Source organism: Levilactobacillus enshiensis (assembly GCF_007115095.1).
Taxonomy (GTDB): domain Bacteria; phylum Bacillota; class Bacilli; order Lactobacillales; family Lactobacillaceae; genus Levilactobacillus; species Levilactobacillus enshiensis.
In genome coordinates this window covers 73,953-89,793 of the sequence record NZ_SULH01000002.1, presented here as the reverse complement: position 1 = coordinate 89,793, position 15,841 = coordinate 73,953, and the positions used below count along the sequence as shown (strand labels likewise).

The 15,841-nt window shown below is 51.5% G+C and carries 12 protein-coding genes and 1 other RNA gene; 7 read left to right on the top strand and 6 right to left on the bottom strand.

All coding sequences use genetic code 11. The features are described from left to right. Positions 1-37 precede the first annotated feature (37 nt). From fni to mvk, 4 genes are read right to left on the bottom strand one after another with little or no spacing between them, the layout of a single operon-like run. On the bottom strand, positions 38-1,078 hold the full coding sequence (gene fni, locus FAY32_RS03005; RefSeq protein ID WP_143461992.1) for a type 2 isopentenyl-diphosphate Delta-isomerase: 1,041 nt from the start codon (positions 1,076-1,078) through the stop codon (positions 38-40). A gap of 16 nt (positions 1,079-1,094) precedes the next feature. After that, positions 1,095-2,168 (bottom strand): phosphomevalonate kinase, encoded by a 1,074-nt coding sequence (locus FAY32_RS03000; RefSeq protein ID WP_143461991.1) that lies wholly within the window; start codon positions 2,166-2,168, stop codon positions 1,095-1,097. A gap of 48 nt (positions 2,169-2,216) precedes the next feature. Next, entirely contained in the window at positions 2,217-3,191 is a 975-nt protein-coding gene (gene mvaD / locus FAY32_RS02995; RefSeq protein WP_143461990.1) for a diphosphomevalonate decarboxylase, read from the bottom strand. After that, the gene (mvk, locus tag FAY32_RS02990; protein ID WP_143461989.1) at positions 3,188-4,135 is read right to left on the bottom strand and encodes a mevalonate kinase; all 948 of its coding nucleotides are present in this window, start codon (positions 4,133-4,135) and stop codon (positions 3,188-3,190) included. The genes mvaD and mvk overlap by 4 nt, the downstream gene beginning before the upstream one ends. 670 nt (positions 4,136-4,805) lie before the next feature. Here mvk and FAY32_RS02985 point away from each other — a divergent pair. The 4 genes from FAY32_RS02985 (at position 4,806) to FAY32_RS02970 (ending at position 10,224) form a co-directional block, all read left to right on the top strand. Next, positions 4,806-7,646, top strand: coding sequence for a helicase C-terminal domain-containing protein (locus tag FAY32_RS02985; RefSeq protein ID WP_143461988.1), 2,841 nt, complete (start codon positions 4,806-4,808; stop codon positions 7,644-7,646). 48 nt (positions 7,647-7,694) lie between these two features. Continuing rightward, positions 7,695-8,198 (top strand): cell wall elongation regulator TseB-like domain-containing protein, encoded by a 504-nt coding sequence (locus tag FAY32_RS02980; RefSeq protein WP_143462133.1) that lies wholly within the window; start codon positions 7,695-7,697, stop codon positions 8,196-8,198. A 24-nt stretch (positions 8,199-8,222) separates the two neighbouring features. Continuing rightward, entirely contained in the window at positions 8,223-9,398 is a 1,176-nt protein-coding gene (locus tag FAY32_RS02975; protein WP_143461987.1) for a pyridoxal phosphate-dependent aminotransferase, read from the top strand. A 121-nt stretch (positions 9,399-9,519) separates the two neighbouring features. Next, positions 9,520-10,224: a DnaD domain-containing protein gene (locus FAY32_RS02970; protein WP_143461986.1), complete on the top strand. Its 705-nt coding sequence runs from the start codon at positions 9,520-9,522 to the stop codon at positions 10,222-10,224. 164 nt (positions 10,225-10,388) lie between these two features. Here the strand turns inward: FAY32_RS02970 and FAY32_RS02965 are convergent, their stop codons facing one another. Together FAY32_RS02965 and recU are read right to left on the bottom strand one after the other, a co-directional pair. Then, positions 10,389-12,698, bottom strand: a complete 2,310-nt coding sequence (locus FAY32_RS02965; protein WP_143461985.1) for a transglycosylase domain-containing protein — start codon at positions 12,696-12,698, stop codon at positions 10,389-10,391. A 52-nt stretch (positions 12,699-12,750) separates the two neighbouring features. Further along, positions 12,751-13,353: a Holliday junction resolvase RecU gene (gene recU / locus FAY32_RS02960; protein WP_143461984.1), complete on the bottom strand. Its 603-nt coding sequence runs from the start codon at positions 13,351-13,353 to the stop codon at positions 12,751-12,753. Between the two features lie 880 nt (positions 13,354-14,233). Here recU and FAY32_RS02955 point away from each other — a divergent pair. The 3 genes from FAY32_RS02955 (at position 14,234) to rnpB (ending at position 15,611) form a co-directional block, all read left to right on the top strand. Beyond that, the gene (locus FAY32_RS02955; protein ID WP_143461983.1) at positions 14,234-14,803 is read left to right on the top strand and encodes a DUF1273 domain-containing protein; all 570 of its coding nucleotides are present in this window, start codon (positions 14,234-14,236) and stop codon (positions 14,801-14,803) included. Positions 14,804-14,858: 55 nt separating this feature from the next. After that, a complete protein-coding gene (gene gpsB, locus FAY32_RS02950) occupies positions 14,859-15,212 on the top strand; it encodes a cell division regulator GpsB (protein ID WP_143461982.1) in 354 nt (117 codons plus the stop codon). Positions 15,213-15,231: 19 nt separating this feature from the next. Next, positions 15,232-15,611, top strand: an RNA gene (gene rnpB / locus FAY32_RS02945) — RNase P RNA component class B. Positions 15,612-15,841 lie beyond the last annotated feature (230 nt).

Here is a 15,841-nt window from a genome sequence, read left to right as displayed (position 1 = left end):
AAAAATCAATTCCGGTGGCGTTTTTTTAATTTTTCATTTAATAAGTGAGGTGTCGTTGGCGGCAGTAGCTCTCTAATTCTGGAGAAAGCAACAACCGTTGTTGCTTTAAGTCCGCCAAGTTGTAGCACCCAAGTAAAGTCATGATGCGCCGGAGACCCGTTTGCCATTCGCGCAACATCGCGGTGGTGCGCGCTTCATCGGTCCTGATCAGACTGTGGAGAATTTGACCGGCACTACCGACGAGATTGGCGCCGAGTGCCAGCGCTTTGGCCGCATCCAACGGCTGACGAATCCCCCCAGTAGCAACGACTTGAAGTTGGGGAACAGCATGGGCTTCCAGTAGGGATTCTACTGTTGACTGGCCCCAACCATCGAGATAACGCAGCTCTTTTTCGGGCCGGCGGAAGTTTTCGATTTGTACGAAGTTCGTTCCGCCACGGCCACTCAGGTCAACGTAGCGAACGCCGACCTGAGCCAATTGCTGCAGTGTTTCACGGGCCATGCCAAAGCCGACTTCCTTCACGATGACCGGGACGCTGACACCCGCAACAACTTCACCAATGCTGTCGAGCCAGTGGAAGTCACGGTCACCCTCGGGCATGACGAGTTCTTGAGCCACGTTGACGTGAAGCTCTAAGGCGTCGGCAGCCAGCATGTCAATGACCCGTTGGGCTTGGGCGACGGTGTGTCCGGCCCCCATGTTGGCAAAAACGATGCCGTCGGGATTGTTTTCTCGCAATGGCGTGAAGGTGGCAATGGCTGCATCGTCTTGCAACGCAATGCTTTGTGAGCCAGTTGCCACAGGCATCCCCGTAGCCGCCGCGATGCGACCTAAGGCGGCATTAACTTTACCCGTGCGGGGACTGCCACCGGTCATGGCTTCAATCAGCAGGGGGACCGGTAACGTTAAGGGGCCCAGGTGCGTCTGCAGATCCACGTCTCCGACACTCATTTCCGGTAAACTTTGGTGAACGAAACGGAGCTGGTCGAATTGACTAGTGGCGTCTGGTGTATAAAATTTTTCGGCGAGGGACAGATGTTCGTCCTTGCGGTGAGCGTGACGTGATAGGTCCTCCATGGTAACGGCTCCTTAATTATTCGATGACGTGATGGACGTTTAACTTAAGTGGTTCGATGCCGCGAGCTTCCCATTCATGCAGTAAGTGCGCTAGGTCCTTGGCGGCGTTGATGATGACGATCCCACAGTCACCACCACCGGCACCGGAAGACTTGGCAGCCCCACCAATGTGAACGGCGATGTCGCACATGGTTTTCAGCAGTTCCGTTTCAATCGTCACGTGACTCAGGCAGGCCAAACGATTCAGCAACTGCCGATTCACGTTGATTTCCTTTTGAATGGCATCTAGGTCTTGATCATGAAAGCCTTGAATCATCCGTTGCAGACATTCGCGACTTTCACGGAGAAATGCGTGGTAATCCTGACGACGGGTAGCTTTGAAGAGTGCAATCTTGTCCACTAAATGTGAAGTCGATGCGGGGGTCCCGGTCCAACCGATCATTAGGCGGAGGGGTTCCGGCGGGGTCAAAAGTTCGATCTGCAGGCCGGGCCACTCCGTTTGTAAGAGTTGGGTGAGGCTCAGTTCACGCCGAGCGGAGGCCAACCAATCCCGGTCAAAGGCCTGATAGGCGATCCAACCGCCGTAAACGGAAGCGGCGATGTCGCCTAACGAGCCATTACCTTGAACGTCCAAGTGGGCGATCGCAGATAATTTGAATAGGCGGTCCTTGCTCATGGGAATATCGTAAAACTGACAGAGGGCCTTGACGGTGGCAACGGTCACGGCGGCTGAAGAGCCCAATCCGTATTTTTTCCCGTCGGCACTATCCAGGTCACTGTTGACGTTTAAGTGATAGATGGTGAGGGGCTTACCCAATGACTGCGCGTACTGTTCCGTCAAACGAATGGCGGACAAAATGTAGTGGAAGGGATTGTCCCGGTTGTCAAAGACGAGCTCTGATCCCTGGCGTTGCCAGTAGAGGGAGTTCTCTTGGTATTGTTTGGAGGCGATGCGACCGTAGTCTTGACTGGGGGTAATTGAAACGGTCACAAATTGGTTCAGTGCAACGATGATCGCCGGATATCCCGGTTCGACCACGGCGTATTCGCCAGCAATATAGAGTTTTCCGGGTGCTTTCGCGGAAATCAAAAAATCAGGTCCCTTCTGTAACGACTAAATAAGTAATTTTTTTAAAGATTAGCTAAATTGAATGCCCGGTCCAGGATGCGCCACGATCACGTTTTGCGCCCCGAACTGTTGGGCGAAATGTTGGGTGATGGTCGGTAGGTCAGCGACTTGACAGAAGACTTTGACGTTCGGCCCAGCATCGAGTGTGTAGTAGCAGGCAATGCCAGCTTCACGGAGCCGCTGAACGGTCTGCATGGCAACTAAGGTGTCGCCGTTGAAGTAACTGTACGGTGGCTGCGCACTCAGTGTGAGCGCGTGCATGCGCATCGCGTTGGCTTCTAAGATTTCACCGGTCGTGGTAAAATCGTGCGCACGGATAGCGGGTTTAATAGCCGCCAAGTCGTGGGCAACGACGTCTTTCCAAGCGGCGTAGTACGGCGAGGTGGTCACGCTATTTTGCATCCCCTGCCGTGAACTGACTTTCTTGCGGCGCGCGTCTAAGACCAACGCGACCATGGCAATCGGCCAATCGACGGTCTCTTCAAAAGGGATAGCAAATGAGCTCGCGTCATCGTGACCGGCCTGCCATTCGACAAAGCCACCGAAAATGGAGCGGGTGGCCGAACCGGAGCCCCGGCGTGCTAGCCGGGATAACGCCGTTCGGTCAAGGTCAAGACCAGCAGCCCGACTAGCGGCTCCTGCCAACGCTGCAAACGCTGAGGCTGAAGAGGCCAGACCAGCGGCGGTTGGCACGTGGTTGATGGACGTTACCCGCGCAAAAGAGGTGCGCTGGGTCTGTTCGCGCACCAGGTTAAGAATCTTATGTACTTTTTGACCAGCTATCGGGGAAAGTAGGTGGTGGTTGACCGTAATTTCATCTGCGGCCAGGTGCTCGTCAAATTGGACTGTGGTGTCCGTATAGAACTGATCCAAGGTGAGCGACAAGCTACTCGTTTGGGGGATGATAAGGTCAGTGTCGGCCTTGCCCCAGTATTTCACGAGGGCGATGTTGGTATGTGCACGTGCGGTGACCGCTGGGTTCATTGGTGTTCCTCCTCGAGATTAAAGGCTTCCGTCCACGTATCAGTGGCACCGGCTGCAAGTAGACTATTTTTAACGCGTTCGGTCGTGGCGAGATCAGGGCACAGGGCAATTAGACAGCCTCCCATACCGCCCCCCGTTAGTTTAGCGCCGAGGGCCCCCGCTGTGAGCGCGACCTGTATGAGCTGATTGAGTTCAGTCGAACTGACGCCTAAACCAGCTAGTTGTTGCTGGGAATCGTTTAAGATGTGGCCCAACTGCGGGAGATCAGGGGTCGCGAGGGCTTGCCGCGCCGCCGTGCTGAGTCGGCCCAGTTTACTGATCCGGGCATCCGTTTCTTGAGGAAAGGCCGTTTTACGGCGGGCAACGGCGGCAACTGCTTTACCCGTTTGCCCTTTGATTCCGCTGTCTGCGATGACCAGATAACCTTGCAGGGTAAATGGAATCTGAAGGGTCTCCTGGTGGGGAACGAACCAGATGGGGACGTCGGAACTCGCCGTGGCGGCGTCTAAGCCACTGGGATTGCCATGGGTGATCTTTTCAGCAATGTCGACCGTCGCTAGAAGCAGGTCACGGGTCAGTGGTCGCTGAAAGTAGGCATACATGGCGCGCGTAATGGCCACGGCCACGGCCGCAGACGACCCCATACCGCGTTCAGCGGGGAGGTCACTGGTAATCGCCATGTGAAAGGCGGTATCTTGTGCATCAAAGCGCGTCAATAGTGCCTGAATCAACGCGGCCACGCCAGCTAAGTTTTGGCCCATTTGAACGACCGGACCATCAAAGTAACGACTGGACAGGGTTTGACCGTGAGTCGTTTGGCTCATGACGACCGTCGTGGTGACCGAGGGCAGGGGCAGGGCAATGGCGGGTTGTCCAAATACCACGCTGTGTTCCCCAATGAGAATGATCTTCGCGTTGCTTTTCCCAATTGTGGTTCTACCCAAGATATCTCGCTCACTTTCTCCATCGATTTTATTTTACCAGAATATCATACTCTACTGACTGCGCTTACGCTAGTTTTGCTCATCAAAATCCCCAAATCGGCGAAAAATTAAGTCTTTCTATAGAAAGTACACCGAAAAATATTAGCCATGATAATTGGCTAGGGTGCGCTGTTGATAAAGCGGACGTTAGCGGCTGACTAACAAGGATTAGGATTACTAGACTAGCTAGCGGTGGCCTACCTGCGATGGTGAGAACAGGCTTAGCCGCACTTAGCCAGTGTTGTTTCTTCCGACCAGTCACTCCAAGGACCTTAGATGACTTGGCCTTGTCATATTACACGTTTCAGAAGAATTTGAACAGGGTTGTGTCAAACTCTAGGTGAATTAAGACGGTGAGCTGCTTCTGAGAAATGCTGCGTGATGGCCCGAGTTAGCGCTAACAAGTTGATGATCAAATAATTTCACGAGCGTTTCGTCTGAGTGCGCCAACCTTAGTAGCAGAGCTAGTCTCTCCTAATTTTATGTTACCAGCCAAGTAAGGCTGTTAGAAAAGGCGTGGCCCAACTCGAAACTCTTAATGGGAGAAACTCTAGCGTAGCGTTGGCCGGCCAAGTGGTGTATCATAGTGCCAGTTATTATCGCAAATTGTGCAGAAATTGGTGAGCATACTATGGATAAAGACACGGTTTATGCGGTGGTCGATATTGAGACTACCGGAACCAGTGTGACAGATGGCGACCGCATTATCCAAGTCGGGTGCGTCTTCGTCCAACATAACCAGATCATTAATCACTTTGAAACGGACGTCAATCCGTTGCGGGAGATTCCAGCAGCGATTTCTCGGTTGACGGGCATCACGAATCAACGGGTGCGGCATGCCCCCTTATTTGACGACGTGGCGGGCACCCTCTACAGCTTACTGACCAATACGGTCTTTGTGGCCCACAATGTCAATTTTGACTTGCCGTTCATTAACGCCGAATTTTCGCGAGTCGGTTATCCCGAGTTAACGATTGCGGCGGTCGATACGGTCTCTTTGAGTCAGATTTTACTGCCGACCGCGCCCAGCTTTCGGCTACGCGACCTCAGCGGGTATTTTAATATTGAACATGACAATCCGCATTCCGCTGACAGCGACGCCAGTGCGACCGCCGAATTGTTTATCTTCCTGTTCCGGCGACTGCGGGCCTTACCCGTAGTGACCTTGCAACAGATGATCGACCTGCATCCGGATTTACCGCTACAGACGGCTGATCTGTTCAACGAAGCCCAGCAACTCAACGCGGCTAATCCGCGAAAGCTGCCGGACTATTTGTACATCAAAAATGGGTTAGCTTTACGGCAGGCAGCCCCCTTGCCAGCTGGCACCTTAGCAACGCCTAGTAAGTATCCCAAGACCAAAAAGCAGAAGCAAAAGTTGATGCCGGATAATCTAGAGTGGCGGCCTGAACAGGCAAAAATGATGAATTACATCTACAACAACTACGCGGCGGCCGACCAGCATCCGGTCAAACAGATGATTGTGGAAGCACCGACGGGAATCGGGAAGAGTCTGGGTTACGTGTTACCGATGGCTTATTTGAGTCAGACGGGGAAGTCCGTGGTCATTAGCACTGCAACGACCCTCTTGCAAGAACAACTGTTGGATCAAACGATTCCGTTGCTCAAACAGATTGTGCCCTTTACGGTTAATGCCGTGCTGGTCAAGGGGAGTCAACATTATTTAGACTTGCAGCGGTTCGCAACGACCCTTAAGGTGGCCGAGACGTCTAAGCAGACGCAGCTCCTTAAACTTCGTTTGTTAGTCTGGTTAACGATGACCACGACCGGGGATCTCGACGAGTTACATTTGGCAACGTACCGTGCGCCATACTTTCAAGAGATTATTCACGAGGGCACAGTTACCGCAGACAGTCCCTTCTATGAGGACGACTTCTTACGGCGGCGAGACCAGCGAATGGAACAGGCCCAATTTATCATCGTGAACCACGCCTACCTCAGCGAACACGCCTTAGCTTTGGGCGAACGACTCGACCATCCTTATCTGGTAGTCGACGAGGCTCAGCATTTGCCAGACAGCACGCTGAAACAACGCCGCACGCAGGTTAAATTCTCCCAGCTGATCAACGAACTTCATCACGTGGAACGCGACATCAGCCGCGAAATTGGGCCGAGTCTGCTGAGCTTATTCAGTGGGGATGCTGCGGCAATCACGACGCTCCACCGCATCTTAGCGGCTAGTGAGACGTTAGAGACGCAGCTGAACCAATTGATCAAGCAGCTTTTCCTGCGCTTCTTGGCGAATAAACGGGTCAACAATCACAATCAGATTATTGAGGAATTGATTCCCGCAGCGGACCTTGCTGCCGAACTGCAACGGGGAACGGCGGTCGAAACGGCGACACGGGCGACCAACGAGTTGTTGGCGGCACTGGGCGACTTACGCCAACGCTACGATCAACAGCAAGATCGGTTTGCAGCTTCGCAACGTTACTTGTTCGAGCAGGTCGATACGCGGATTCACCTTTTTGATGACCAGATGAGTCGTCTCCTGATGATTCTTAAGCAGGTCAGCAATCAGGCGCCAGCCAGTCTCTTTTGGTTGACGATCAATCATTTGGGTGATCGCAACAGTCTCCAATTGGCAAGTGGCTTGCTGGCAACTGAGGGCTTCTTGCGCCATCATTTGTATGCCGGGTACCAACCGGTCTTGCTGACGGGAGCCACGCTGTTTTCTTCTGGACGGTCGCAGTACGTTCTGGATCAGTTTGATCTGGACCGTGATGACACGGTGACCCACCGGATGCGGTCGAGCTTTGACTATGGCCAACAAGCCGAACTGTTTATCAGTGATACCGGGCCCAATTTGACCCGGGTATCACCTGAGGACTACGTGACGTACCTAACGGCAGCGATTACGCAGATGGCCGGAGCCGTGAATAAGCAGACGCTGGTCCTGTTCAACTCACTCAGTGTGATCGAACAAGTTTATCAACAGCTGACGCAACAGCCAGAATTTGCCCAGCGCGAGATCTTTGCCCAAGGTATCAGTGGTAGTCGCGAACGGATTGCAAAACGATTTGCGACTAGTCACGGTGCTATCCTATTGGGAGCAGCTAGTTTCTGGGAGGGCATCGATCTTCCGGCTGAACAGCTGGAACTATTGATTGTGACACGCTTGCCGTTCGATTCACCAGATCGAGTATTCGTTAAGGCCAACTATGCCCGTTTAGAGGCGGCCGGCAAGAATCCATTTTACAATGCAGCCCTGCCAGCGGCGACGCTGAAATTGCGGCAAGGCATCGGCCGGTTGATTCGGACACCGAACGACCGCGGCGCCATTGTCTTACTGGATCAACGGGTGCTGGAACGTCAGTATGGGCAAAGCATCCTGCGGGCGTTGCCGGACGATCTACCCAAGATTACTGGGGACGTGAGTGTCATTGCCCAAGGTTTAATTAATTTTTTTGAAAAAAGCCCGGACAACTCGGTGACCCCTCCCGAAGTTTGATATAATTGACAAAGATTGAAATTTGACAAGGGAGTACGATGTAAATTGATGAGACAACAATATCAGCAGCGTCGCCGGCCACGTCACTGGGTTCTACTGAGTATCTTACTCGTGATCCTGGTCCTGCTGCTGAGTGGCGGTTATGTGATCAGTAAGGCGAGCAAGCCACTGAGTCAGATGCAGACGCACGCCGAGACCGTGGCGAAGAAGTCTGGCCATTTGACCAGTACCAGCGACTTTTACTGGACCAATCTCAATACGACTTACTATACGGTTGCGGGTAAAAACAAGGCGCAACAGGCCGTCTACGCAATTGTTCCCAAGTCGGGCAATAACGTGACGGTGTTGAAACAAAGCGAGGGTCTGTCGCGCAACACGGTACTTGAACAGGTCTGGAAGCGAAATCCGAAAAAGGTGCTTGCTGCAGCATTGAGCATTTTTAACGGCAAGCCAGCTTGGCAGGTCAGTTACCTGAACCAATCCGGTAAACTCTGCTACCTGACTTTCCAATACAGCAATGGAAAAATCTTGCAACAGATTGCTAACATCTAATCGCAACCGAGAGGAGGACTCACCATGCAATTATCACAACGCGCGCGTGCTGTGCGCCCCTCAGCTACGTTAAAGACGGGTCAGCAGGCTGCCCAGCTACGGGCTCAGGGCGTTGACGTGATCAACCTTAGCGTTGGTCAACCGGATTATGCGACGCCAACAGCGATTCGTGAGGCTGCGGTCACGGCGATTCGCGCCAATCAAGTCAACAGTTATACGGCAACGGCCGGAACCCTGGCGCTGCGTCAGGCAATCGTTCAGCGACTTCAAGCGACACAAGGGGTGGCAGTCACTACGGATCAAGTCGTGGTGACGACCGGCGCGAAAATGGCGTTATATGCGTTATTTCAGATTTTAATTGACCCTGGCGATGAAGTCTTGCTTCCAGCGCCGTACTGGGTCAGCTATGCCGAACAGGTTAAGTTGGCTGGTGGTCGGCCGATTGAGGTCGCCCCAACGGCATCACTGAAGGTCACGCCAGAACAGTTAGACGCTGCGGTGACCCCGGCCACCAGGGCAATCGTCCTGAACTCACCCCAGAATCCCAGCGGCTTGGTCTACACGGCTGATGAGCTGCGGGCAATTGGAAACTGGGCCGTGGCACACGACCTAGTTATTGTCGCGGATGAAATCTATGGCGAATTGGTTTACGACGGTCCGGTACCCGTACCGTCGATGCTGACGTTGGGTGCCGATATCGTGGCCCATACCATTCTAGTTAATGGCGTTTCCAAGACGTACGCCATGACTGGTTGGCGAATTGGCTACGCTGTGGGTCCGGCCGAGGTGATGACGGCGTTAAAAAATGGGTTGTCACACATGACGGGAAACGCGGCGGCGGTGAGCCAGGCGGCAGCGTTAGCGGCACTGACTGGTGACCAAACACCGGTGGTCGAGATGAAGAACGGGTTTAAACAGCGCTTAGACGTGGTTTATCCCTTGTTAGCAGCCATCCCGGGGTTCAAACTCAATGCCAAGCCGCAGGGCGCTTTCTACCTATTTCCTGATGTGACGGAAGCTATGGCGTTGAAAGGCTATACCACGACCGATGAATTTGTGACTGCGTTGTTAAATGAGGCGCACTTGGCAGTTGTGACCGGCGAGGCCTTTGGACTACCAGGTCATATCCGCTTGAGCTATGCGACGGACCTGACGACGTTGCGCGTTGCGTTGGCCCGACTAAAGAAATTCATGGGATGAATCAATTAAAATAACAATGACTTAACGACCGGACCGCAAGTAGGTTCCGGTCGTTTCGTTTCGTCAGGGCTCAGGGAACGTGTTAGACTAATGAGGACTTGAAAAATAAGGAGGCCAACGCATGGCAGAGTTTATGATGCGCTATATTCAGGCTGGTCAAACCAGTGTTGCCAATTACTTGCTCGACCATTTTCGTGAGGTGGGGATGACCACGGATCAGCTGCTGGTCTATCTGCAACTGAGACGGCAGATGGACCGTGGTGAACAGCTGCCGGAAGCGGAGAGTATTGCGAAATGCTTGGGCTGGGACAAACAGCGCGTTTACCAGTTGCTCCACGAGATGATTGCCGCCAAGCTAATGGTGATCACCAGCGTGACGAACGCGCAGGGGCAAAAGGCGGATACGTATGATTTTAGCTTGTTAACGGAAAAGCTAAGCCAACTAGATGTGCAGACAGTTCAAAAAGAGGTCAAGCAGGCGGCTACCAATGATCGGTCAACGGTCTTTAATCAAATCGAAACGGAATTTGGTCGGCCACTGTCACCACTAGAAATGGAAAGCATTAGCCAGTGGTTGGACGAGGACCACTACCGTCCAGAGCTCATTCAGTTGGCGTTGAAGGAAGCGGTCTTGAGTCAGGCGTACAGCCTAAAGTACATGGATCGCATCCTATTGAGCTGGGAAAAGAAGAACTTAAAGACGGCCGCGCAAGTACAACGGGAAAAGGAACGCCAAGAACCGCGCCGGTCAGCGACTGGTGATCATTCTAATCAGCCGAACCCGCAGATTCCAGATATCCCCATTTTTAAATTGACGGATAACTAGGCTGAGCCGCAAGCTACGTTTGGCAATTGGTCAGGAGACGGAACTGGAGACGGTTTCCTGAGCCATAGACGATGGCTTTAGAACTTAACTTTCGACCGAACTAAAAAAGCCACCCGTAAGCAGTCAAACTGACTGTTTACGGGTGGCTTTTTATGGCTCATAGGTTAGCTATTAGCATCTTTATTGTTATCAGGTGTTTGCGTGGTGGAACTCGCAGACGAAGTGGTCGTGGAGCTACTGTCCGTATTGTCGTCGTTACCGTTACCACCAGGGGTTTGTTCCGTACTAGAAGATTCCTTGCTGGTGCTGGATTCGGTCGTAGAGGAACTGACCTTAGACGAACTAGAACTCGTCGTGACCTGACTGTTACTACTGTAGGCGGAGGAACTGGTCGTGTTAGTCGAGCCATATTGGCTGGTGGACGTCGTGTCCGCAACCGTTCCGGCATGTCCCGTAATGTAGTATTCCTTGTTGTTATTCTGCGTGGTTTCCGTTACAGTACTTGGTTTAGTCCAGTCGGTATTCGGTGCGTTCTGCGCGAGATAACTCATCTCGTACTTGTAGATTTCCTGAGCAATCTTGGTTTCCGCTTCACTCACGTAGTGGCCGGTCTGGAACTGCTTGTCGTAACCGGTCCAAACGGAGACGGCGTAACTCTTGGTGTATCCCGTGAACCAGGAGTCCATCGTTGCGCCATCCGGGACCTTGTCCGCGTAATCGTCTGGGTAGGAGTCCGTCCCGGTCTTCCCAGCTTGGTACAGGCCAGAAATAGCAGCGGAACGACCAGAACCATTTTCATTGGTCATGACGTCTTTCATCATGTCGGTCAGCATAAAGGCTGTTGCAGCGGACATGGCCCGCTTACCCGTTGACGAGTAGTTGTGGGCCTTGCCGTCCTGAGTGACCACCTTGGAGACCAGGTAAGGCTTGTAGTAGGTCCCACCGTTCGCAAAGGCGGCATAAGCAGCGGCCTCTTGTTCAGTTGAGATGTACAACCCAATCCCATTTTGCAGGGTCAGCGTCTTGTCGAAGGTCATCCCCAAGCCCTTCAAGAAGGTTGTGGCTTTACTAATGCCGACATTTTGTAAGGTCCGAATTGCGGGAATGTTCCGTGATTCGTAGAGGGCCTTACGCATGGTGATGGTCCCTTGGTACTGCTTATCCCAGTCGTAAAGCTTCTTATCGGTCCCAGGGTAGGTAAAGGCAGTATCCTTAACGGGTTCGTAGGTTGGATAGTTGAGATATTCAATGGCCGGACCGTAATCCATTAAGGGTTTTGCCGTTGACGCACTCGACCGCCCGGTTTGAACGGCCCGATTCAGACCAAATGTCACGTTACCGGTCTTTCGACCGCCGATCATGGCAACGACCTTCCCGTTGTTTGGGTTGACGATGGTCGACCCAACTTGGAATTTGTCAGAAGGATAAGCAATGTAGGCACTGGTATTGGCAATGTTATAGAGCTTCTGTTGGGCATCCATATTCAGGTTGGTGTAAACCTTTAAGCCTCCGGTCGTGGTGTTATACCCCTTGGCCTTCAACTCGGAGTACACCTGCTTGAGGTAGGCGTCGATGACCTTAGTCGTCTTAGCACTTGTAGAAGCCGTTGTCTGATGAATGGAAGATAAGCCATTCTTGATGCTAACGGCCTCGGCTTGTTGGGCCTGTGCGGCCGTGATGACCTTGTTCTTAGCCATGGCGTTTAAGACCAGGTCCCGGCGCTTCTTAGCGGTGGCGGGGTAGGTCGTTGGATCGTAGTTAGTTGGCGATTGCGGCATCCCAGCTAACAGGGCCAATTGTGGTAAGGAAAGGTTCTGCAGAGAACTGCCGTAATAGTATTGCGCGGCAGTTTGCATCCCGTAGACACCATTGCCCATGTAAACTTTGTTGATGTAGTATTCCAAGATTTGATCTTTGGAGTATTTATGGTCGACTTGAAGGGCTAACCAGGCTTCTTGGGCTTTCCGCCGTAGTGTTCGGTCGGAAGCCGCTGTTGAGAAGACAGAGAGCTTGACGAGTTGTTGCGTCAAGGTACTCCCCCCTTGCATCCCCAGCGAAGAGCCGGACACGTTAGCGAAGGCGGCACCTAGAATTCGGATAGGGTCGACCCCGTTATTTTGATAGAAACGCCGGTCTTCAGTGGAAACGACGGCGGCCTTTAACGTGTCAGGAATGTTCTTGGACTTCACGTAAGTCCGGTTTTGGGCACCTAGTCGAGAGATGACGTTGTTATTAGCATCATAGACTCGGGTGGAAGCGTCGGAAGACAGTGCGCTCTGCGTAATCTTGGGAGCACTCTGTGCGTAGAAAAAGAAAAGGCCGGCGCCAGCCACGATGGCAAAAACACCAATGGCGACGATGATAAATAGGATTCGGCGAAATAGACGCCAGCCGTGATGCGGACGTTGGGGGCCCGATTGATGGTCGGCGTTGCGGCTCATCCGGGTCTCACGGGTTGAATTGTTACTAGACATGGTAATCTCCTTTGCGTTTAAACGTGTTCGCTTCTACTTAGGTTACATCATTTTAGAGAAGCTGATCCACGGCTTTGAGATATGGAATTGGGGGTTGCAGGCCAACGGGAATCTTGATGCCATGAGCCGCAATTTCCGAATAGGGGATGGATTTGCGACCACCGGTGGTTTGCTCGTCCCAAAAAGTAAAGAGGTCCTGCGCTGGGTAGAGGAAGACCTCTTGGCGTTCGACAAACTTAATAATGGCAAAACAGATTCCGCCTTGAGCCGTGCAAGCACGCATGTGGTCGATCTGGTGTTGATGGAAGTTCTTTAGCGGAAATGAGCCCTTGTTACGGGTCTCTTTGGCGTCAAAGTCCAAGTAACGGCCCTGGTAGACACCATTGTAGTCAGTTGTGGAAGCGGTACTGAAGTAGGCTTCCTTGATAACAGCGGCACTCCGCTTGGGATAATCGACCTTAACGATCCGAATGGGGGTCGGCTTCTTGTGCACGACGGCCATCCCGTTGGTTTCATAGTAAGTATTACTTTCGTTCAGTTCCTCTTCTAGCGTCATGCCACGCTTACCATAGTTCGTGTAGGTGCTAGGGAACCGGGGCCCTGTCTTTGCTGTTGGTGCTTGATAGGCATTCCCATTGGGATACCGAATAGTCATCGACTCCTCACACTCCTTCGCTTGAAAACCGCAGCTTTCAGTTTGTGGCCCAGTTATTGACATTATACCAAGCTGACTCCGAAATAAAAACTCCTAAAACCGGTTGAGACGGTGATTTTGCTTGAATTTAAACGGAATTTAAGTAAAGGTTGAACGTTAGGGAACGGCGGTCATGCCTGACATCGTCAGTGTTGCGCGATCCCAATGTTACTGACATTGGCCAAATGACCGTCTTATCCTGCGTCAATTTTGGACCGAAAGCTGGTGAAACGAGCTTGACCGGTTGACCCCTGCAGAAGCTCACCCAACTGTGAGCGCCGCTGAGTACAGAGAAGCTAACAAGGGCGCCTGCACAGGCAACTGGGCATTATCAGCGTTAAACGTAGGAAATGTCTGGATAAGACGTTAACGTTCTTGCTAAGTGGGAGAATTTCCGGATGGTTAAATAATTTTCTCATTGGTGATGTTTGACCTGTAATTTATTTGCTCAACGGCGGTTTTTTCGCTAAACTAGAAACAGACAGTCGCTTTGACCTGGTTGTTCAGTGCGTCTGGCAGCTAGCTTTTAAGTTTGTTTAGCGATCGGTCGAATTGCGACAGTAACGTTCTATAGTAGAATTTCTGTTAATGACTGAAATAACCAGGTTTATTTGATTCGAGTGGTGACTGTTTCTTCCATATGGAGATGGAGCTAGACCTGGAAAATAAAATAGTGCGTACATAGCCCGTTCATTCGTGAAAGCGGCATTGGTTGGTGGCTACCATGAGTGTATTGAAGCCATGGCGGATATTTAGCCATACTTGCACCGAAAGAGCCGATAACTCACATCAGCAGGTCTAAGCGGTGAATGATCCAGGGGAAAAAGAGGGAGGTGGCCGATTGAGTCGGTTATGGTTAACGGGTTACCGGAGTTACGAATTGGGCACCTTTGGCAATCAGGACCCGAAGCTACTGGTAATTAAAGATACATTGAAAAAATTATTGATCGGTAAAGTGGAAAATGGCACGGACTGGCTCATTACGGGAGGCCAACTGGGCGTCGAACAGTGGGCTGCCGAAGTGGGAATAGCGTTAAAAACGGATTACCCCGAGCTGAAGGTGGCCGTGATGACGCCCTTTGCCGAGTTTGGCAACAACTGGAATGAAGCCAATCAGGCGCAATATGCCGCGGTGACCAGTCACGTTGATTTTCACCAGTCGGTTAGTGAGCAACCTTATCATGGGCCCCAACAGTTAAGAAACTATCAAGAATTTATGCTGACCCATACGGATGAAGCCGTCATGGTTTATGATTTAGAAGTCGAAGGAAAACCGAAATATGATTACGAGGCCGTAAAGCGTTACCAAGAGCGCCACGCGTACCCTTTGACGTTGGTTGACATGGATTGGTTACAAGAAAGTGCCAACGAATATCAAGAAAATTTAAATAATGGTTCCCAATTCGAGTAAAAACTGGTATTATAGATATCGCCGGTTTGATTACGATAACGAGGTGTAATGATCAATGGAAAACGTTAATTTTACTCCCAAGGAAATTTTACAAAAGCAATTTCGTCAGAAAATGCGCGGTTACGATCCTGATGACGTTGACAGCTTCTTAGACAACGTCATTAAGGATTACGACACCTTTGTAAAGGAGAATCAACGGCTTCAAGAAGAAAACGAACGGTTATTGGCCAAGGTTGACGAACTCACAAAGCAAGTGCAAGTGGGCGGCAGTCAACCGGCAGCTTCAACAACCAGCTCAGCAACTTCAAATGTTACCAACATGGACATTTTGAAGCGGCTATCCAATTTGGAACGGCACGTTTTCGGTTCACAATTAGATAATGATCCAAACGAGTCACATCGTTTGTAGAATTATAAAGACTGGTGTAAATCCTGAGTAATCGCGGTCGGCTTATGTTGGCTGAGGAAAGTCCATGCTCGCACAGACTGAGATGTCTGTAGTGTTCGTGCTCGGTGAAAAAATAAGCCGGGGGACGTTAGCAATAACGTTACGGCGGGAAAAAACGGCTAAGGCTTCGGCTATGCCTGAGTATCCCTGAAAAGTGCCACAGTGACGATACGTCTAAGGAAACTTAGGCGGTGGAACGCGGTAAACCCCTCGAGCGGGCAACCCAAACTTTTGGTAGGGGCGCTTCACATATGGAAATGAACGAAATGTGGGGGGAGAGGAAACTCTCGAGATAGATGATTACTGCCACTTGGTCGTTTGCCTGAAACGATTGAGCGGTACAAAACATGGCTTACAGGGATTTACACCATGTCAGGTGGGTGGGAGCTTGCTCCCACCTTTTTTTGTAGCTATAATTGGGTTAATTGCCTACGACTGGTATGCCGAGATCAACATGGCATTTCGTCACATCGGTCATTCAAGAATTCAGTTGCACCGTCTCCTGCGAACACCTTGAAGAAGGATTACGCACAGTTTGACGGAAGTGTTGATCAGTATGAGTAAATAAACTTTTTTAACCAAGGAGGACT

Excerpts from the sequence above, each read along its gene's own strand:
- FAY32_RS02975 (WP_143461987.1), top strand. The coding sequence starts at position 8,223 with ATGCAATTATCACAACGCGCGCGTGCTGTGCGCCCCTCAGCTACGTTA.
- FAY32_RS02970 (WP_143461986.1), top strand. The coding sequence starts at position 9,520 with ATGGCAGAGTTTATGATGCGCTATATTCAGGCTGGTCAAACCAGTGTT.
- FAY32_RS02985 (WP_143461988.1), top strand. The coding sequence starts at position 4,806 with ATGGATAAAGACACGGTTTATGCGGTGGTCGATATTGAGACTACCGGA.
- gpsB (WP_143461982.1), top strand. The coding sequence starts at position 14,859 with ATGGAAAACGTTAATTTTACTCCCAAGGAAATTTTACAAAAGCAATTT.
- mvaD (WP_143461990.1), bottom strand. The coding sequence starts at position 3,191 with ATGAACCCAGCGGTCACCGCACGTGCACATACCAACATCGCCCTCGTG.
- fni (WP_143461992.1), bottom strand. The coding sequence starts at position 1,078 with ATGGAGGACCTATCACGTCACGCTCACCGCAAGGACGAACATCTGTCC.
- recU (WP_143461984.1), bottom strand. The coding sequence starts at position 13,353 with ATGACTATTCGGTATCCCAATGGGAATGCCTATCAAGCACCAACAGCA.
- FAY32_RS02980 (WP_143462133.1), top strand. The coding sequence starts at position 7,695 with ATGAGACAACAATATCAGCAGCGTCGCCGGCCACGTCACTGGGTTCTA.
- FAY32_RS02965 (WP_143461985.1), bottom strand. The coding sequence starts at position 12,698 with ATGTCTAGTAACAATTCAACCCGTGAGACCCGGATGAGCCGCAACGCC.